At 47.5% G+C, this 20131-nt stretch carries 19 protein-coding genes; 16 read left to right on the top strand and 3 right to left on the bottom strand.

Features of this window, described 5'->3' with window-relative positions; genetic code table 11:
* Positions 1-38 precede the first annotated feature (38 nt).
* The 4 genes from AC4OGX_RS07595 (at position 39) to AC4OGX_RS07580 (ending at position 2429) form a co-directional block, all read left to right on the top strand.
* Positions 39-674, top strand: coding sequence for a cytidylate kinase-like family protein (locus tag AC4OGX_RS07595; RefSeq protein WP_493329551.1), 636 nt, complete (start codon positions 39-41; stop codon positions 672-674).
* On the top strand, positions 671-898 hold the full coding sequence (locus tag AC4OGX_RS07590) for a hypothetical protein (RefSeq protein ID WP_493329549.1): 228 nt from the start codon (positions 671-673) through the stop codon (positions 896-898). The genes AC4OGX_RS07595 and AC4OGX_RS07590 overlap by 4 nt, the downstream gene beginning before the upstream one ends.
* Positions 879-1193: a YbjQ family protein gene (locus AC4OGX_RS07585; RefSeq protein ID WP_493329547.1), complete on the top strand. Its 315-nt coding sequence runs from the start codon at positions 879-881 to the stop codon at positions 1191-1193. The genes AC4OGX_RS07590 and AC4OGX_RS07585 overlap by 20 nt, the downstream gene beginning before the upstream one ends.
* A gap of 102 nt (positions 1194-1295) precedes the next feature.
* Entirely contained in the window at positions 1296-2429 is a 1134-nt protein-coding gene (locus AC4OGX_RS07580; protein WP_493329546.1) for a ComEC/Rec2 family competence protein, read from the top strand.
* Between the two features lie 152 nt (positions 2430-2581).
* Here AC4OGX_RS07580 and AC4OGX_RS07575 read toward each other — a convergent pair whose 3' ends face one another.
* Positions 2582-3502 carry an AEC family transporter gene (locus AC4OGX_RS07575; RefSeq protein ID WP_493329544.1) on the bottom strand — a complete coding sequence of 307 codons (921 nt, stop codon included), beginning with the start codon at positions 3500-3502 and terminating at the stop codon, positions 2582-2584.
* A gap of 131 nt (positions 3503-3633) precedes the next feature.
* Between AC4OGX_RS07575 and AC4OGX_RS07570 the strand changes: the two genes are divergently transcribed.
* Complete coding sequence (locus AC4OGX_RS07570) at positions 3634-3774, top strand: hypothetical protein (RefSeq protein ID WP_493329543.1); 141 nt, start codon at positions 3634-3636, stop codon at positions 3772-3774.
* A 129-nt stretch (positions 3775-3903) separates the two neighbouring features.
* Here the strand turns inward: AC4OGX_RS07570 and AC4OGX_RS07565 are convergent, their stop codons facing one another.
* Positions 3904-4350 (bottom strand): GatB/YqeY domain-containing protein, encoded by a 447-nt coding sequence (locus tag AC4OGX_RS07565; protein ID WP_493329541.1) that lies wholly within the window; start codon positions 4348-4350, stop codon positions 3904-3906.
* Positions 4351-4426: 76 nt separating this feature from the next.
* Positions 4427-5074, bottom strand: a complete 648-nt coding sequence (gene pduL / locus AC4OGX_RS07560; protein WP_493329540.1) for a phosphate propanoyltransferase — start codon at positions 5072-5074, stop codon at positions 4427-4429.
* A 309-nt stretch (positions 5075-5383) separates the two neighbouring features.
* On the opposite strand from pduL, the gene AC4OGX_RS07555 reads away from it, so the two are divergent.
* From AC4OGX_RS07555 to hisS, 11 genes are all read left to right on the top strand, one after another.
* Positions 5384-7015: a Na/Pi cotransporter family protein gene (locus AC4OGX_RS07555; RefSeq protein WP_493329539.1), complete on the top strand. Its 1632-nt coding sequence runs from the start codon at positions 5384-5386 to the stop codon at positions 7013-7015.
* A gap of 84 nt (positions 7016-7099) precedes the next feature.
* On the top strand, positions 7100-7645 hold the full coding sequence (gene spoVT / locus AC4OGX_RS07550) for a stage V sporulation protein T (protein ID WP_493329538.1): 546 nt from the start codon (positions 7100-7102) through the stop codon (positions 7643-7645).
* Positions 7646-7728: 83 nt separating this feature from the next.
* Positions 7729-8115: a TIGR04086 family membrane protein gene (locus tag AC4OGX_RS07545; RefSeq protein WP_493329537.1), complete on the top strand. Its 387-nt coding sequence runs from the start codon at positions 7729-7731 to the stop codon at positions 8113-8115.
* A gap of 124 nt (positions 8116-8239) precedes the next feature.
* Positions 8240-8383: a six-cysteine ranthipeptide SCIFF gene (gene scfA / locus AC4OGX_RS07540; protein ID WP_009002406.1), complete on the top strand. Its 144-nt coding sequence runs from the start codon at positions 8240-8242 to the stop codon at positions 8381-8383.
* Between the two features lie 153 nt (positions 8384-8536).
* Positions 8537-9958 (top strand): thioether cross-link-forming SCIFF peptide maturase, encoded by a 1422-nt coding sequence (scfB, locus tag AC4OGX_RS07535; protein WP_493329536.1) that lies wholly within the window; start codon positions 8537-8539, stop codon positions 9956-9958.
* Positions 9945-12176: a protein translocase subunit SecD gene (secD, locus tag AC4OGX_RS07530; RefSeq protein WP_493329534.1), complete on the top strand. Its 2232-nt coding sequence runs from the start codon at positions 9945-9947 to the stop codon at positions 12174-12176. Before scfB ends, secD begins: the two co-directional genes overlap by 14 nt.
* Positions 12177-12541: 365 nt before the next feature.
* Complete coding sequence (gene recJ / locus AC4OGX_RS07525; protein WP_493329533.1) at positions 12542-14254, top strand: single-stranded-DNA-specific exonuclease RecJ; 1713 nt, start codon at positions 12542-12544, stop codon at positions 14252-14254.
* A gap of 214 nt (positions 14255-14468) precedes the next feature.
* Complete coding sequence (locus AC4OGX_RS07520; RefSeq protein WP_493329532.1) at positions 14469-16775, top strand: RelA/SpoT family protein; 2307 nt, start codon at positions 14469-14471, stop codon at positions 16773-16775.
* Positions 16776-16779: 4 nt separating this feature from the next.
* Positions 16780-17400: an MBL fold metallo-hydrolase gene (locus tag AC4OGX_RS07515; protein ID WP_493329531.1), complete on the top strand. Its 621-nt coding sequence runs from the start codon at positions 16780-16782 to the stop codon at positions 17398-17400.
* A 24-nt stretch (positions 17401-17424) separates the two neighbouring features.
* Positions 17425-18852: a coproporphyrinogen dehydrogenase HemZ gene (gene hemZ / locus AC4OGX_RS07510; RefSeq protein WP_493329530.1), complete on the top strand. Its 1428-nt coding sequence runs from the start codon at positions 17425-17427 to the stop codon at positions 18850-18852.
* Entirely contained in the window at positions 18843-20108 is a 1266-nt protein-coding gene (gene hisS / locus AC4OGX_RS07505) for a histidine--tRNA ligase (RefSeq protein ID WP_493329529.1), read from the top strand. Before hemZ ends, hisS begins: the two co-directional genes overlap by 10 nt.
* Positions 20109-20131: the final 23 nt, after the last annotated feature.

The raw sequence follows: 20131 nt of genomic DNA, 5'->3' as shown, positions 1-20131 counted from the left end.
TAGGCGGTATTTCATTTGTCATAAAAGGAGTTGATAGCATGACAGATCATACGATCATAACGATCGGCAGACAATTTGGCAGCGGCGGACATGAAATAGGAAACCGCCTTGCAGAGCGCCTGGATATCCCACTCTACGATCACAACCTGATCAGGATGGCGGCCAAGGAGCTGAAAGTGAGCGATGAGGAGGCAGCCCGTGTAGACGAGACGATCCTGGGGAGGTTTTTATCTGCATATGTGGTGGGAACAGGGGATTACACCTCGTTTGCGGGTTCTGACGTCTATAGCACACCGCTGAGTGAACGGATGTATGAGACGCAGACCGAGATCATTAAAAAGCTGGCCAGGAGAAGCTCCTGTATCTTTGTCGGCAGATGTGCGGATTATGTACTGGGAGATTACTCGAATTGTATCAATGCCTTCATTTATGCCTACAAGGACGACCGTATCCGCAGGATCATGAATATCTATAAGTTGACAGAGAAACAGGCATGGGATAAGATTAAAAAGACGGATAAGGAACGCAAGAGTTATTATGAGGCACGTACGGGGCGTGAATGGGGACGCATCGAGTCACATGAATTGATGCTCAACGTAAGTCTTATCGGGATTGACGGGGCAGTAGATGCTCTGGAAGCGATCTATCATACTTGGGAAGGAAAAAGAAGATGAACAGGCATAGCAGGAAGATGATTGCTCCGGTTATCATTACGGCGCTTCTAGTTCTTTATTTTGTAGGATTTTTTGTGGTGGTTTTAATGATGCATCCTCCGTTGGCGGCGTGTATCATAGGTGCGGTCATTCCGATCGCATTGGCGGGCGTTTCCTTGGGAGTATGTATCCAGAGAATAAAAGAGATAAGGAGTGGAGAAGAAGATGATCTTAGTAAATACTGATTACATTACAGGAAAGAAGCTTGAGATGCTGGGACTGGTAAAGGGAAGCACCATCCAGTCTAAGAATGTGGGAAGAGACATTACGCAGGGCTTTAAGACGCTTGTGGGCGGAGAACTCAAGGCTTACAATGAGATGATGAATGAGGCAAGGGCCCTGGCTACAAAGCGTATGACGGAAGAGGCAGAGAGCATGGGAGCGGATGCGGTGGTCAATATCCGGTATGCATCTGCAGCAGTTATGGCAGGAGCCGCAGAGGTTATGGCTTATGGGACTGCAGTAAAGTTCGTGGATTAAGAAGCAGAACAGCCAGAGATGAAGCGGCTGTGTATTAAGTAAGAAAAAGAAATGGGGATTCTGGGAAACGGGCAGAGTCCCTGTTTTTATGCAAAGGGTGGTATGATGAGAAAAAAAGGGATAAGAAACATATTTGTTTCACTGCTCCTGGCTCTGCTGATGTTTGGTACGGGATATTTTGCAGACAGAGCTAAGATGGATGTGAGCGCAGCAGATAAAAACGGCAGTTCTCTGGAGGTACATTTTCTGGATGTGGGACAGGGGGATGCAACGCTGATCCTTTCAGACGGACATGCGATGCTGATCGATGCCGGCAATAATAATAAGGGAACTGCAGTCCAGAATTACCTGCAGAAGCAGGGGGTGAAAAAGCTGGATTATGTGATCGGCACACATCCGGATGCTGATCACATCGGCGGCCTGGATGTGGTGATCTATAAATTCGACTGCGGGAAGGTACTTCTGCCGGATTTTGGCAAAGATACAAAGACCTATTATGAAGTGACTGATACCTTGAAAGCCAAAAATTATAAAGCAGTTCATCCGAAGGTAGGGGAACGCTATCAGCTGGGGGATGCTTCCTTTACGATAACAGCCCCAAACAGCAGTAAATATGACAGTGCGAATGATTATTCGATCGCTGTCCGTCTGGAGCATGGCAGGAATCATTTCCTTTTCGTGGGAGATGCAGAAGAGGAATCGGAAGAAGAGATGCTGCGAAATGGGCAGAAGCTGGATGCGGATGTGTATAAAGTGAGCCATCATGGCAGCAGGACAGGAACCAATGAAGAATTTCTGGATGCAGTTTCTCCCGAGTATGCAGTGATCAGCTGCGGAGAGGAGAATTCATATGGCCATCCCCACGCGGAGGTGATGAATCTTCTGCGCCGGGATGGTGTGAAGGTCTTTCGGACGGATGAACAGGGGACGGTCGTGGCGGTTTCTGATGGAAAGAAAATTACCTGGAATATGTCTCCCGATGAAAGCTGGAAGGCCGGAGAACCCAAAGGTGCCCGTTCAGATGCCGAGCCGGTGGCTGCAGCAAAAAAGGGAGTATTCAGGGATACGAAAAACAATACATCCTATATCCTGAATACAAACACAAAAAAAATTCATCTGCCGTCATGTGGCAGTGTGAAGAAGATGGCTGGGAAGAACAAGGAGAAGACCAGTCAGTCAATAGAGGAATTGAAGAAGGACGGCTATGTTCCCTGTCAAAATTGTCTTGGAAAGTGATCTGCATGGGGACGGTCTGTATAAGACAGGAAAGTGGACATGGAGAAAAAAAGAATCGGTCAGCGGTTCCGCTTATAAGGCGGAGGCTGATCGATTTTTTATGTGGGTTTTATTCCAAGGCCTTATTTCATTTTATTCCAGTCCAGGCCTGATTATTTGATTAAAAAGCCGGCAATAAAAGTGACGAAAGGAATGGTAACCATAGACAGGACTGTAGTTAATGCAAAAATTTCGGAAGAATAGGTATAGTTTCTGTTATAACGAATTGCCATCATAGTAGTTGTTGTTGCGGTAGGACATGCTGCAGCGATCAGTGTGGCATAAGAAATGTTATGGCTGATCCCTGTGACAAACAAAAATACAGCGACCATGAGCGGCATTGCGATCAATTTGAGGAGGCTTACCCAGTAAAGGTGGAGCGTGGTAAAAATCTTTTTCAGGTCAGCCTGTGCAACAGAGAAGCCTGCTACCATCATGGCCAGAGGCGTGTTCATATCCGCGATGTAATTCATGGAGTCAAGTACTGTTGCAGGGATTTTGAACTGGATGAAGAACAAAATAACTGCGATGAAGGTCGCGATGATCATCGGAGAGAGCAGCCCCTCTTTTAACTGCTTTAATGTAAACTTATCCTCCAGAAGACTTAAGCCGTGGGTCCAGGTGAATAGATTGAATACGGTCATATATGCAGTAAGGTAAAAGACACCCTCGTTTCCTAGGACACTGTATATAAGCGGAATTCCGATAAAACCGCAGTTGGAGTATACTGCGCCGAAGCGGTCAAGGCTGTATTCAGGATTGTTCTTCGCAGGAATGAGAAATCTGGCTATGAGGATTCCAATGACATGCGATATACATGCGGCTGCAAATGCGATCAGCAGCCCTTTTACAAGTCTTGCATCATAGTCTGTCTGATAAACTGTGATGATCAGGCAGGGATTGACGACCATCAGCAGCAGGTTGGATACCGATTTATTTCCCTCCTGGGATACGATTTTCATTTTGTAGCAGGTAAAAGCCAATACCAAAATAATCAGCATTTTTAATAGTTGGTTGAAAATTAATAGAAACATAATTGTTTACTTGTCCTCTCATTGATTCCTGTAAGTATTTTAGAAGCAAGTTAAAGTATACTGTATCTTTTTCTAAAAAGCAATCCTGCAAACATTACAGCTCTCCGCTGTTTTTTATATGCAGGCAGGTCATGTATTACCGGGGAGTGAATAAAGACGGGGATGAGAGGATGCCGGCTTTAGCTTTGGGTGCACAGGCAAAAGACAATGTGTATCATATATATAAGAAGAAAGAACTGAGGATTTTAGAATACCCCCAGGGCACGATGTAATACATGCCCTATCGGGCGGGTCCGCAGCATACGCTGCGGATTAAGGTATACCCAAAGGGCATCCCGTAACTCATGCCCTGCGGGCGGACCCGCAATAAATTGCGGATTAAGGTATACCCTCCGATATTTTTATTCCATAAAAGATGCAACGATCTCGCTGACAAGTTTTCCGTCAGCCTTTCCTTTCACTTTCGGCATTAATTCTTTCATGATCCGGCCTCTGTCTTTGGCGGTAGGTGCCTCTATTTTGAGATCAGAGAGGACTCCTTTTACAATCTCCCTGATTTCATCCTCGTCCATCATCTTCGGTGCATATTCCTCAAGCACAGCAAGGCGCTTTCTGCATTCATCAATAATATCAGTGCGGTCTTCGGGTGTCATCTCCAAAGTTTCTTTTGTCTGCTTGATCTCTTTTAAGATGACCTGGCTCTCTTCTTCACCGGTCAGATCGGCACGTTTGTCAATTGCCTTGTTTTTCAGGGCAGATAACAGAAAAGAGAGGGCAGCCTTTCTTTCCTTATCCCCAGCTTTCATCGCTGCGACCATGGCACTTCTTACTTCTTCAATCTTACTCATTTCATGATACCTCCATTCAATTTATTGTCAGAATTGTGTGGGAATTGCGTGGGGGTCTGACCCCTTTGCAAAGGGGTCAGACCCCTCTGTTGATCCCGGACTGCAATTCATCTGCCCATGTCTGCAGATTATAAGTATGCCCGTCAAATAACTTTAAAATCACGCCGGTTGGGTTGTCCTCATTTGCGAATGCATTTGCCTCATCGGTATCCACATGCATGGCAAGCGAAAAGTGAGGGCTGACACGGACAACAACGTCGGAAAAAATAAGAGAACGCTCATAGCTTGTGGTTATGACAAAGACGATATCATTGTCTTTCACGTGTGCTCTGACCGCATCGAGTGGTGTCATGTGGATATGCCGTTTGGCAACAATGACTCCCTCCTTTAATTCTACTTTTCCGTGAGGGCCGACTAAGGTACAGCCGGGGCTGCCGGCAATATCACCGGACTGCCGGATGACGCTTGGGATCCCCAGCTTTCTTGCATCGGTCACGGAAACTTCCACCTGGGTTGCAGTTCGGAAAGGTCCCAGGACAATGACTTTTTCAAACCGTCCTTTTGGGCCGATGACTGTAAGCCGTTCTTTACAGGCGTACTGGCCGGGCTGGCTGAGTTCTTTGGTGTAGTTCAGGCGTGCACCAGGGCCGAATAATTGTTCAAAATCTTCCTGAGAGACATGGATGTGTCTGGCGGAAGTCTCGATTGGGATTTTCAAACTCATAACATCGCTCCATCCTGCGTGTATTTGATATCTACTAATTTTAGCAGAATAAAGTGCGATTTTCAATCAGGAATTTTGACCTCATCAGACCCTCATCAGGGAACGACTCAGGCAGCGACTCAAGCAGCGAACCAAGCAAGCCGCCTGCAGATTTTGGATGTCTGCCTTTCCCGTTAAGATAGTGCTAAGAAGCGTGTGCATGAATTGACTGCCGGAATTTTTTTATGCTAATGTTGTCTGGAAAAGTGCGGATTTATGAGAGGATCCGTGTCTTTACGATTCTAGAGATACGAAGGAGAAGTATTAGAGATGGGAATGAAGGATATACTGACCCTATTGGGAGGGCTGGCATTATTTTTATACGGAATGCAGATGATGAGCAATGGCTTGGAGACTGCCGCGGGAAACCGGATGAAGGCGATTCTTGAGAAGCTGACCGCAAACCGGGTGAAGGGAGTCCTGGTCGGGGCTGGGATCACGGCGGTGATCCAGTCCTCCTCCGCAACTACGGTCATGGTTGTCGGATTTGTGAATTCAGGGCTGATGACGCTCAAACAGGCCGTCTGGGTCATTATGGGGGCCAATATCGGTACAACGATCACGGGACAGCTGATCGCACTGGATATCGGGGCAGTTGCTCCGGTATTTGCGATTGGCGGTGTTGCGGCGATCATGTTTATTAAAAATGAGACAGTCCACCATATCAGCAGTATTTTTGCAGGGCTTGGGATACTGTTCATGGGAATGGATATGATGGGAAATGCGATGGAACCTCTGCAGGATTCAGCAGCGTTTATCCAGTTTATGACGACATTTAAAAATCCTCTTGTGGGTATACTTATAGGAGCGGTGTTTACGGCAGTCATCCAGTCCTCCTCCGCGTCTGTGGGGATTCTTCAGGCACTGGCGGCAACTGGGATGATTCCATTGTCCAGCGCAGTTTTTATCCTGTTCGGGCAGAATATCGGTACCTGTATCACAGCGGTCCTTGCATCCATCGGAATGAAGGTCAATGCGAAGAGGACGACGGTGATCCATCTGATGTTCAATATATTCGGATCGGTGCTGTTTACAGTAGTCTGTCTTGTAACACCGTTTGTATCCTGGATGGAGGCTTTGACACCGGGCAATCCAGTTTCGCAGATCGCAAATGTACATACCGTATTTAATATTGTGACCACACTGATCCTGCTGCCCTTCGGAACCTATATGGCAGAGGCAGCAAAACGGATCCTGCCGGAGAGCAGGAAAGAGGCAGACGAGGAACACTGCTTAAAGTACATTTCCAAATTCGAATCCTCTTATGCGATCGGGCATGGAGCGGTGGCCATATCCCAGGTAAAGAATGAAGCTGAAAGAATGCGGGATATGGTGGAGAAGAATTTGAGCAGTGCGTATGATATCCTGGCGAAGTATCAGGAGAAGGAGATGAAGGTGATCGAGGAGAGGGAAGAATATATTGATTACCTAAACCAGGAGATTTCGGGGTATATTGTGTCACTGATGTCGAGCGAGATGTCGCTTTCGGATTCCCGCAGGATCAACGGATATTATGTGATCATCAGTAATCTGGAGCGCATCGGTGACCATGCGGTGAACCTTGCGGAGTATGCACGTGACTTAAAGGGCTGGAATGCAGAATTTTCCGATACGGCCAGGGAAGAGCTGGAAATCATGAAAAAGCAGTGTCTTGAGTCTTTGGACATCATCAGAGAACCGGATATGGGAAGAGCAGATGTCGTGCTGGAGCGGGCTTCTATGATGGAGCAGAAGATTGACGATACAAGAGACAAATATTTCAAAAAGCAGATGCAGCGGTTGAAAAAGGGAAAGTGTAAGCCGCAGAGCGGTATCATATTTACTGAGATATTGACGGATTTTGAAAGAATGGGCGATCATGTGAAAAATATTGCCGAACAATATGTAGAAATGGAAAACTGATCAGATGACGAATATTTTCCTCTGTTTAACAAATAATAGTAGCAGTGCTAATTATTACTATGACGTTAAATGGAGGAAATTTTTATGAAAGCTACAGGAATCGTAAGGCGGATCGACGACCTGGGAAGGGTGGTCATTCCGAAAGAGATACGGAGAACATTGCGGATTCGAGAAGGAGATCCGCTGGAGATATTTACGGACAGAGAAGGCGAAGTCATACTTAAGAAATATTCTCCCATCGGGGAACTGGGAACACTGGCAAAGCAGTATTCCGAGAGTCTGGCGCAGACCATGGGATACACTGTATGTATTACGGATACGGACCAGGTGGTAGCGGCATCCGGCAGCGGGAAAAAGGATCTGCAGGATAAATATATCAGCAAGGAGTTAGAAAAGCTGATCCAGTTAAGAGAGCAGGTGCTTGCAAGAGCGGACAGCCCTAAATATGCGGCCGTCACACCTGATGAGAAGGAGTTTAAAGAAGAGGTGATCTGCCCGATCCTCTGTGAAGGAGATGCGATCGGGGCGGTCGTATTTCTGAATAAGGATGAGAAGAAGAAAATGGGGGAGCTGGAGCAGAAGGTGGCGCAGAGTGCGGCAGGCTTTTTGGGACGGCAGATGGAGCAGTAAGAGATGAAGCTGTAAAAAGCGGCATATTTCTCCGGGGACAATCATATGCTGTATTAGTATATGGATGGACGAGGAGGTTATGAATGGAAAAAAAGACAAATAAGGGACGTGAAGCGGAAGGAAAAGCAGTCTGGATCTTGAAAGCCCTTCTGTGCGCTTATGTGGTGACCGGAATCCTTCTGCTTCTGCTGACCCTGCTGCTCTATAAAATGAATTTGGATGAAGGAAAAGTGACGGGCGGGATCGTTGCGATTTATGTGGTATCTACTTTTGTCGGCGGTTTTGCGGCAGGAAAGATGGCTAAGGTGAGAAAATTTGCCTGGGGACTGACCATCGGGATCTTATATTTCGGCCTTCTGCTTCTGATCTCACTGGGAGTATACAGGACTCTGCAGGGCAGCGGTGCCAATGTGCTGACCACATTTCTTCTCTGTGCCAGCGGCGGGATGCTGGGCGGAATGGTGTCCTGATCCAGATCAGGGGATACAGATCAAGGTGCAGTTCAAGGGATGAAAAAAACACTTTAAAAACTGTATGCTCTGTGCTATAATGTTACGAGGTGAATACAAGCAAGAAGAATAGGAGGATAGAACCATGAAACACATCAAAACATTGAATACACAGACTTTGAACAATACAGTGAAAAAGGGCGGCTGTGGAGAATGCCAGACATCTTGTCAGTCAGCATGCAAGACTTCCTGCACAGTAGGAAACCAGACTTGCGAACATAAGAAATAAGCTGCACTAAAGATCGGCTACATAGCAGATAAGCGTCAGCAGAATATGGAAAATGAAACAATGAAAGGCAGCGACCTCGGCCGCTGCCTTACGCTTGTTAACGGAAAAGATCTCCGGCGGCAGGTGAATTAAGATGAAAGTGGGGTATCTGTTGTGATACATCAGTACCAGAATAATGGATATAACATTGTCCTCGATGTGAACAGCGGTTCTGTTCATGTGGTGGACAAGATTGCATACGATGTGATCGGATGTCTGGAGGAGATGAATTCCTTCCATACATCGGAGACTCTCCGTAAAGAGGAGACTTTTCGATCTCTTTGTGAGCACCTGGAAAGTACATATAATAAGGAAGAACTCGGTGAGGTCCTGGAGGCAGTGATCGAACTGACTGAGGCAGGGCAGCTTTTTACAAGAGATATCTATGAAGATTATATTGGAGAAGTAAAGCAGAGGAAGACTGTCGTAAAGGCTCTTTGTCTGCATATTGCGCATGACTGTAACCTGGCATGCAGATATTGTTTTGCGGAGGAAGGGGAGTACCACGGACGGCGTGCTCTGATGTCCTACGAGGTTGGAAAGAAGGCGCTTGATTTTCTGATCCAGAATTCCGGAAACAGAAGGAATCTGGAAGTTGACTTTTTCGGCGGTGAGCCGCTGATGAACTGGCAGGTGGTCAAAGACCTGGTGGCATACGGAAGAGAGCAGGAAAAGCTGTATGACAAGCATTTCCGTTTTACATTGACAACGAATGGAGTCCTGTTAAATGATGAGGTCCAGGAGTTTGTGAACCGGGAGATGGACAATGTGGTCCTAAGTCTTGACGGACGTAAGGAGGTCAATGATAAGATGCGCCCGTTCCGTAATGGCAAGGGAAGCTATGACCTGATCGTGCCGAAGTTCCAGAAGCTGGCCGAGAGCCGGAATCAGGAAAAATATTATATCAGAGGGACATTTACAAGAGACAATCTCGACTTCTCAAATGACGTGATGCATTTTGCAGAGCTGGGATTCAAACAGATTTCGATAGAACCGGTCGTTGGGGAGGACACAGACCCTTATGCAATCAGGGAAAGCGACCTTCCGCAGATTTTCAGGGAATATGACATTCTTGCAAAGACGATGGTGGAAAGAGAGCGAAAAGGGGAAGGGTTCACCTTCTTCCACTTTATGCTTGATCTGGAAGGCGGGCCTTGTGTGGCTAAGCGTCTGTCAGGCTGCGGCTCAGGTACAGAGTATCTGGCTGTGACGCCATGGGGAGACCTTTACCCGTGCCATCAGTTTGTAGGGGATGAGAAATTCCTGATGGGAAATGTGGACGAAGGCATCACAAAGCCGGAGATCGCGGATGAATTCAGAAGCTGTAGTGTCTATTCCAAGGAGAAATGCAGACATTGTTTCGCAAGGTTCTATTGCAGCGGGGGCTGCATGGCAAACTCTTACAAGTTCCACAACACCATTCACGATACCTATGATGTAAGCTGTGAGATGGAGAGGAAGCGCGTGGAGTGTGCGATTATGATTAAGGCTGCATTGGCAGATGAAGAAAGGAAAGAGACTCATGAAGAAAAGTAAAGGAATTATCAGCCTGATCCTGACAGCCGCACTGGTAGCTCTTCTGGGATTTACAACCGTGATCGGTTTCGGGAAAACGGGTTCAGGTGCCGCTAAGAACATCAAGCTCGGCCTTGACCTTGAGGGTGGTGTCAGCATCACCTATCAGGTAAAAGGGGGCACACCTTCCCAGGAGGATATGGATGACACGATCTACAAGCTGCAGCGGCGTGTTGAACAGTACAGTACAGAGGCGACCGTGTATCAGGAGGGCGATGACCGCATCAGTATCGAGATTCCGGGTGTGAAGGACGCGAATAAGATCCTGGATGAATTAGGACAGCCCGGATCTCTGTATTTTATCAGGGAAAAGGACAGCGATGGAAAAGCGAACTACAGCTTAGGATCTGATGGAAAATATCATCTGGATAAGACGATCGATGAATTGAAAGAGGACGGCTCTATCGTTCTGACAGGAACAGATGTCAAGAATGCACAGGCAGCAACATCCCAGGACCAGATGAATAATAAAGAAAATATCGTTCAGCTGTCATTTACAAAAGAAGGAACTGAGAAATTTGCTGCGGCAACGAAAGCGGCAGCCGGAAAAGAGACCATAGCGATCTATTATGACGGGGAACTGGTCAGTGTACCAAATGTTAATAATGAGATTAAAGACGGAGAAGCTCAGATCTCCGGAAATATGACTTTTGAAGATGCAGATCAGCTCGCTTCCACTATCCGTATCGGTGGTCTGAGCCTGGAGCTGGAAGAACTTCGTTCTAACGTGGTCGGTGCTCAGCTTGGTGAGGAAGCGATCAGCACGAGTCTGCAGGCAGGTGCCATCGGACTTGCCATCGTATTTATCTTCATGTGCTTTGTATACCTGCTTCCAGGACTGGCAGCAAGTATTGCGCTGATCATTTATACAGGGCTGATTCTTGTTCTTTTGAATGCGTTTGATATTACGCTGACACTGCCTGGTATCGCGGGTATTATCCTTGGTATCGGTATGGCAGTGGATGCCAATGTTATTATTTTCGCCAGAGTGCGTGAGGAGCTGACTTCCGGCAAGTCGGTTAGAGCATCTTTGAATGCCGGTTTCCACAAAGCTATGTCCGCGATCCTGGACGGAAACATTACTACACTGATCGCTGCAGCAGTGCTGTGGCTCAAGGGAAGCGGTACTGTAAAAGGCTTTGCACAGACACTTGCACTTGGTATCGTCGTATCTATGTTTACGGCCCTTGTTATCACCCGTCTGATCGTCTATGCTTTTTATGCAGTGGGGATCCACAACCCGAAGGTGTATGGACGTGTGAAACCGGAAAGGAAACCAATCGATTTCCTTGGAAAGAAAAAAATGTTCTTTGCGATTTCGATCGCAGTGATCCTGGTTGGATTCGTTTTCATGGGGATCAATGGAAGCCAGGGAAAAGGTGTGCTGAACTACAGCCTTGAGTTTAAAGGCGGTACTTCCACAAATGTAACGTTTGACAAGGATTACAGCCTGGAAGAAATTGACAAGAATATCGTTCCTCTGATCGAAGAAGCGACCGGAGATAACAATGTTCAGGTTCAAAAGGTAGAAGGTACGAACCAGGTCATCTTCAAGACAAAGGCTCTGGAGCTGGATAAACGTGAAGCGTTTAATAAGGCGATGACAGATAACTTCAAGGTGGACGGTGATGAGATCACAACGGAGAATATCAGCTCTACCGTAAGTTCAGAGATGAGACAGGACGCGATCGTAGCTGTGCTCATCGCTACAATCTGTATGCTGCTTTATATCTGGTTCCGCTTTAAGGATATCCGGTTTGCGACGAGTGCCGTGCTGGCACTGCTCCATGATGTATTGGTCGTACTGGCATTCTATGTCATTGCAAGAGTATCTGTTGGTAATACATTTATTGCATGTATGCTGACGATCGTAGGTTATTCGATCAATGCAACGATCGTTATCTTCGACCGTATCCGGGAGGAGATGAAGACCAAGAAGCGCGGTGAGGAACTCAACGAACTGGTGAACAGATGCATCACACGTACACTGACGCGTAGTATCTATACCTCACTGACAACATTTGTGATGGTTGCAGTATTGTTTATCATGGGCGTAAGCTCGATCAAAGAATTTGCACTGCCGCTGATGGTAGGTATCATCTGCGGAGCTTACTCATCTGTCTGCATTACAGGAGCATTGTGGTATGTCATGAAGGCAAAGGTGGGGGCAAAGCGCTAAGCCGGCACCGGAAATGCCCTTAGGCAGTAGGGACGGCTTTTGAAAATCCAGACCGTTTGCGAAGAAGATTTAAAAGAAAAAACAGAGGTCAGAATTCGTTGTTGAACAGCGAGTTCTGACTTTTCTTTTTTCTGTTTTTCTCTAAGGCCTTCTAAAGCGCACTTTAAGACTTTGGGACAGCCATACACTGTACCGTAGGGGGCAGGAAAGGTGTGCAGCAGTGGATGAGGGGGATTTTGGAAGCGGGTTTGCGGAAAAATGATTGACAGGGGGCGGGGGTGTGGATAAGATGGTAATGATATGGTATACGAGGGGGACTGTGGTGCGCCAGTGGTGTGAGCAGTAACGTACGAGGAGGATAAAAGGTGGAAAAGTGGTTTGTTTCAATGAAAAAGGCGGATTTTAACGAGATTGGAGAAAAGTATGGGATTTCTCCTATTCTGGCACGGCTGATCCGCAACAGGGATATAGTTTCGGATGAGGAGATCGGATTTTATTTGAATGGGACGATCGCGGATCTTTTTGACGGGATGCTGATGAAGGATATGGACCGGGCAGTGGAGATCCTGTCGGAGAAGATAAAAGAGGGTGCGCCGATCCGGGTGATCGGTGATTATGATATAGATGGAGTGAATGCGACTTATGTTCTCCAGGAGGGGATTGCAAAGCTGGGGGGCGAAGTGGATACGGATATCCCGGACCGGATCAAGGACGGGTACGGATTGAACCGGATGCTGATCGACAGAGCACTGGATGACGGGATCGATACGATCATCACCTGCGATAACGGGATCGCGGCGATGGACGAGATTGCTTATGGGAAGAAGATGGGGCTGACGGTGATCGTGACGGATCACCATGAGGTACCTTATCTGGAAGCAGGAGGAGAGCGGGAGTATCTGATGCCTCAGGCGGATGCAGTGGTGGATCCCCACAGGCCGGACTGTGAATATCCCTTCAAGGGGTTATGCGGCGCAGCAGTTGCTTATAAGCTGGTGGAGGCTCTTTACGAGGTGATGCAGCGGGACGTGGACGATGTAGATTATCTGATGGAAAATGTGGCCATCGCGACGGTCGGGGATGTGATGGACCTGGTGGGCGAGAACCGTGTCTTTGTGAAACAGGGGCTGGAGATGCTCAAAAGGACCAGCAATCATGGATTAAAAGCGCTGATGGAATGTACGGGTGTGCCGGCGGACCGGCTGTCAGCCTATCATATCGGGTTTGTGATAGGGCCCTGCATCAATGCGAGCGGACGCCTGGATACGGCTAAGAGGGCTCTGGATCTTTTAAATGCACCGAACCGCAGGGAGGCGGTGATGCTGGCGGAGGATCTCAAGGCGCTGAACGACAGCCGCAAGGAGATGACAGAAAAAGGGGTAGAGCAGGCAGTGGAGCAGATCGAGAATACTTCACTGAAAGAGGATAAGGTGCTTGTGATTTACCTGCCGGACTGCCATGAGAGTATAGCCGGAATTATTGCGGGAAGAATTAAAGAGAGGTACTACCGGCCCACCTTTGTACTGACAGCAGGTGAGGAAGGAGTAAAAGGCTCGGGACGGTCTATTGAAGCCTACCATATGTTTGAGGAAATGTGTAAGTGCCGGGCGCTGTTTACCAAATTCGGAGGGCATAAGCTGGCGGCAGGGCTTTCCCTGGAAGAGGAAAATGTAGGGCGTTTCCGGGAGGTGATCAATGAGCTGGCAGATCTGTCAGAGGAAGACCTTAAGCCTAAAGTTTCCATTGATATGCAGCTTCCGCTTTCTTATGTGACAGAAAACCTGGTGAATGAGCTGGAACTTTTAGAACCCTTTGGCAAGGGGAACACGAAGCCGCTTTTTGCAGAGAAGAACCTGCGCGTGATCAGTCCCAGGATCATCGGGAAGAACCAAAATGTTTTAAAGTTCAGGGTGGAAGACCAGAGAGGAAACCAGATGGAAGCAATCTATTTCGGGGATGCCAAAGGCTGTATGGAATATATGAGCGGCAGGCAGACGATGTCCTTTACGTTTTACCCGTCTGTGAACGAATATATGGGGAAACGTACGCTGCAGATCACGGTTGTAAACTACCAATAAGTGACAGTGAAATGTGTATCTTTTATGTAGTCTGTCATAGGAAAGTTACCAAATTTAGCGTATTTACGTGGTTTTTCTAATTGAAATAGTTTGAAAATCACAAAAATAATGGTATACTTAGGAGTATGTAATGATATAGGGGGGCAAAAGGTATTTTGTCCCCATGAAATTAGGATAGGGAGAAATTTTACTGTAGAGGAAAGGGGGAATTGATATGGCGGGAACTCCGGAATATGAAATGATGAACAAAAATTTGGAGATTGTTGACGGGCATGCCGTAAAAGCACCCGAAGATTATCAAGACCCTGAACAATTATATCAGGCTCTGATCGCCAGGGTGAGAAAGTATCACCCTTCGGCGGATATCACGATGATCGAAAAGGCATATAAGATCGGGACTGAGGCACATAACGGCCAGGTCCGAAAATCAGGAGAGCCTTATATCATTCATCCACTGTGGGTGGGCATTATCCTGGCAGACCTGGAGATGGATAAAGAGACCATCGTGGCAGGGATGCTCCATGATGCCGTGGAAGATACGGACATGACATTGGAGGATGTGACGAAAGAGTTCGGGGAAGAGGTAGCCCTCCTTGTGGACGGTGTTACCAAGCTGGGACAGTTGTCTTATTCCCAGGACAAGCTGGAGGTTCAGGCAGAAAACCTCCGAAAGATGTTCCTTGCGATGGCGAAGGATATCAGAGTCATTATCATTAAGCTGGCTGACAGACTCCATAATATGCGCACGCTGGAATTTATGACAGAGGCGAAGCAGAAGGAAAAGGCCAGAGAGACGATGGATATTTATGCCCCCATTGCCCAGAGGCTTGGTATTTCCAAGATCAAGACGGAGCTGGATGATCTGTCTTTGAAGTATTATCAGCCGGATGTATATTTTGATCTGGTGCAGGATCTGAACGAGCGTAAGACGGAACGGGAGGAATTTGTACAGCAGATCGTGGCAGAAGTGTCTGCACATATGAAGAATTCACATATACATGCAAAGGTATATGGGCGGGTGAAGCATTTCTTTAGTATCTATAAGAAGATGGTGAACCAGAATAAGACCTTGGATCAGGTGTATGATCTGTTTGCAGTCCGTATTATTGTAGATTCGGTGAAGGACTGCTATGCAGCGCTGGGTGTGATCCATGAGATGTACACACCGATCCCGGGGCGTTTTAAGGATTATATCGCGATGCCGAAGGCGAACATGTACCAGTCACTGCATACAACGCTGATGGGTCCCTCCGGGCAGCCCTTTGAGATCCAGATCCGCACGGAGGAGATGCATAAGACGGCAGAGTTTGGTATTGCAGCGCACTGGAAGTATAAAGAGAGCGGGGATTCCACCAAGAGTGTGAAGGCTCAGGAGGAAGAGAAGCTAAGCTGGCTGCGTCAGATTCTGGAGTGGCAGCGGGACATGTCAGATAACCGGGAATTCTTAAGCCTGTTAAAGGGTGACCTGGATCTGTTTGCGGAGGATGTATACTGTTTTACCCCGAACGGGGATGTGAAGAATCTGCCGAACGGCTCTACCCCTGTGGATTTTGCATATGCGATCCACAGTGCAGTGGGGAATAAGATGGTCGGTGCCAGGGTGAACGGCAAGCTGGTCAATATCGATTACAAGATACAGAACGGCGACAGGATCGAGATCCTGACCTCTCAGAATTCTAAGGGGCCAAGCCGTGACTGGCTGAATATCGTAAAGAGCACGCAGGCAAAGAATAAGATCAACCAGTGGTTTAAGAAGGAATTTAAGGAAGATAATATCATCCGCGGCAAGGAGATGATCGCAGCCTACTGTAAGACGAAGTCGATCAATCTTTCTAATATCATGAAACCGAAGTATCAGCAGATCGTGCAGAAAAAGTATGGCTTCCGTGACTGGGATGCGGTGCTGGCTGCGCTGGGACACGGCGGATTGAAGGAAGGCCAGGTGGTGAACCGGCTCGTAGAGGAATACGAGAAGGAGCATAAAAAAGCTATCACAGATGAGACGATCCTGGAGAAGATTTCCGAGGCGAGCAGCCAGAAGGTCCATATTGCCAAGTCCAAGAGCGGCATTGTGGTGAAGGGGATCGATGATATGGCAGTGCGCTTTTCAAAGTGCTGTAATCCGGTGCCGGGAGACGAGATCGTGGGCTTTGTGACAAGAGGACGCGGAATGTCCATTCACAGGACGGACTGTGTGAATATGCTGCATCTGTCTGAGAAGGAGCGGGAGCGCCTGATCGATGCGGAGTGGGAAGAGACCGCAGAGGCAGAGAGCGGCGGACAGTATCTGGCAGAGCTTAAGATCTATGCATATGACAGGCAGGGGCTTTTAATGGACCTCTCCAAGGTTTTCACTGAGGCGAAGCTGGATGTGAAGTCTATGAATGTGCGCACCAGCAAGAAAGGGACCGCTACCCTGGACATGGGATTCATCGTGCATGGGCGCGATGAGCTGCATAGGGTAATTGAGAAACTGCGCCAGTTGGACGGCGTGATCGATATTGAACGAACGGCAGGTTAGAGAGATGAAGATTGAAAAATTTGTAATTGGCATAATAGGCACGAACTGTTATCTCGTGCAGAATGAAGAGACAAAGGAGTGTGTTCTGATTGATCCGGCGACTTGTAAGCAGAAGATCGTGGATCATATCAGAGAGCAGGGGCTTACACTAAAGGCCATTCTGTTGACTCATGGACACTTCGACCATATCATGGGGATCGACGGATTTTTGGAAGCATTTCAGGTTCCGGTCTATGCCCATGAGAAGGAGCGGGAACTGCTTGAGGATGCTTCCTTAAACTCTTCTTCTACTTACGGCCCGGGCTATACATTTTCCGGAGCTGTATATGTGAAGGATCAGGAACGGCTGACACTTGCGGGAATGGAGATTGAAGTCATCTATACACCGGGGCATACGATCGGGGGATGCTGCTATTATCTTCCGGCAGAGGGAGTGCTATTTTCAGGAGACACGCTGTTCTGTGCCTCTGTGGGGAGATCAGACTTCCCGACAGGAAGTGCCGGGCAGCTGATCCGCTCTATAAAGGAGAAGCTGATGTGTCTTCCGGAGGAGACGAAGGTGTATCCCGGACATATGGATGAGACGACGATAGCCTTTGAGAAGGCGAATAATCCATTTCTTTAGAAGGATAGAAAGCGGAAATTGATCATGATTGAAATCAATAGTAAAGATACATTGTATATGTATAATTTATATCATATCACCAAAGCCTTTTTTCCGAATACGGAGATCAGGCAGCAGGTGGATGAAGGGCAAGAACCTCTTATAAAACTCAAGTTGGAAGGAGGCTCTTGCTTTTCCATTGCAGCGGAAGAAATAAATAAGTTTACAGACCGTCAGGACGGAAAACGTTATGTCACGAAGAAGGTTTATGACTGGCTGTCAGATAAGACCGGGATACATCTCGCATGGGGGATGCTGACAGGAGTAAGGCCGACAAAGCTTGTGATGCAGAAAATAGAATCTGGAATGGAACGAGAAGAAATAATAAAGTTTCTAAAGAACGCATATGGTGTCTCTGATGAGAAAGCGCAGCTTGCGTGGGAGATTGCCCAAAGAGAGAAGACATTGTTAGGCAAACTGGATTATAACAGCGGCTACAGCCTTTACGTGGGAATCCCATTCTGTCCGAGTATCTGTTCCTACTGTTCCTTCAGCTCCTCACCTCTTGAGAAATGGAAAGGTAATATGGACTCCTATTTGGATGCCTTGTGTAAGGAAATCACAGCGATCGGGAAGGCAGCAGAAGGAAAGAAACTGAATACCATTTATATCGGCGGAGGGACACCTACGACATTGGAGGCTCATCAACTGGAACGGCTTCTTGGGACCATTGATTCCGTATTTTCCTGCGAGCACTTGAAAGAGTTTACGGTGGAGGCGGGCCGGCCGGACAGTATTACGAAAGAAAAGCTGGAAGTGATCTCCAGGTTTCCGGTCAGCCGGATTTCTATTAATCCGCAGACTATGCAGCAGAAGACGCTGGATGCGGTGGGTCGCAGGCACACCGTGCAGGATGTGAAGGATGTCTTTCACATGGCAAGGTCTCTCGGATTTGAGAATATCAATATGGATCTGATCGCAGGCCTTCCCGGGGAGGATGCAGGCGATATGCAGGATACCCTAAAGCAGATCGAAGCGCTTGGGCCAGACAGCCTGACTGTACACGCTCTTGCAATCAAAAGGGCGGCGAAGTTCGGCCAGGAGCACAGGGAGCTTGACCTGCACACCGAGATCGAACAGATGGTGAAGGACAGTGCAGATTCTGCCGCCCGGATGGGGCTTGTTCCATATTATTTATACCGCCAGAAGAATATTGCGGGAAATTTTGAGAATGTTGGCTATGCAAAGGTTGACAAAGCCGGAATATACAATATACTTATTATGGAAGAAAAGCAGACGATCCTTGCAGCAGGTGCAGGCGCTTCTACCAAGATCGTACTCCCGGAGAAGATCGAGATGGGGAACGGGAAGAAGACGAACCTGGTTCGGATCGAGAATGTAAAGGACATTACGGAATATATCAGCCGTATTGACGAAATGATAGAGCGAAAAGGAGAATGGTTATGGCGTTAAAGAAGAAACCGGTTACCGGAATGAAAGACATGATGCCCGCCGAGATGGAAATCAGAGATTATGTGATCGGGCTGATCAAGGAAACTTACAAAGCATTCGGATTCTCTTCTATAGAGACACCGTGTGTGGAACACATCGAGAACCTGTGCAGCAAGCAGGGCGGAGATAACGAGAAGCTGATCTTTAAGATTTTAAAAAGAGGAGAGAAGCTAAAGATCGATTCTGCACAGTCAGAGAGCGACCTGGTAGACGGAGGACTGCGCTATGACCTGACAGTACCGCTGTCCCGTTACTATTCTAACAATGCAAATGATCTGCCGTCACCGTTTAAAGCGCTGCAGATGGGAAATGTATGGCGTGCAGACAGACCGCAGAGGGGACGTTTCCGCCAGTTCATGCAGTGCGATATCGACATTTTAGGGGAGCCGAGTAACTTGGCAGAGATTGAGCTGATCCTAGCCACATCGACCTTACTTGGGAAATTGGATTTTAAGAACTTTACCATCCGCATCAATGACCGCAGATTTTTGAAGGCAATGGCGGCGTACAGCGGATTCAAAGAGGAAGATTACGAGAATGTATTTATCATTCTTGACAAGATGGACAAGATCGGTATGGATGGAGTGGCGTCTGAATTAGAGGAGTGTGGATATGCGAAAGAATCGGTGGAAAAGTATCTTCAGCTTTTCAAAGAAATTACGAATGACGTGGAAGGCGTGCGTTTCTGCAAGGAAAAACTGGAAGGCTTTCTCCCGGATGAAGCGGCGGCTTCACTGGAGATGATCATCACAAGCGTAGAGAGTGCGAAAGAGGCAGAATTCAAGATCAGCTTTGACCCGACACTGGTGCGCGGAATGTCCTACTATACAGGAACGATCTTCGAGATTTCTATGGATGAGTTTGGCGGGAGTGTCGGCGGCGGCGGACGCTATGACGAGATGATCGGTAAATTTACCGGGCAGAATACACCGGCAGTCGGATTCTCCATCGGTTTCGAGCGGATCGTCATGCTGCTGCTTGAGCGAGGCTATCAAGTGCCGTCAAGCAAGTCAAAGAAAGCATTTCTAATTGAAAAGAACATGCCCAAGGAAGGAATGCTCAGGGTCCTGGATCTCGCAAAAGAGCAACGCGCTGCAGGGAAACAGGTCATGATCGTCAATATGAAGAAAAATAAAAAATTCCAGAAAGAACAATTGGCAGAACAGGGATATGAGGATATCGTGGAATGCTACCGCGATTCCGTTCATGAACTGTAAATTGTGAAAAATGTGTGAAAGGG

It is taken from the genome of Faecalicatena sp. (genome assembly GCF_058819085.1).
The sequence above is the reverse complement of the archived record's forward strand: the minus strand, read 5'-3'. Positions and strand labels throughout refer to the sequence as shown.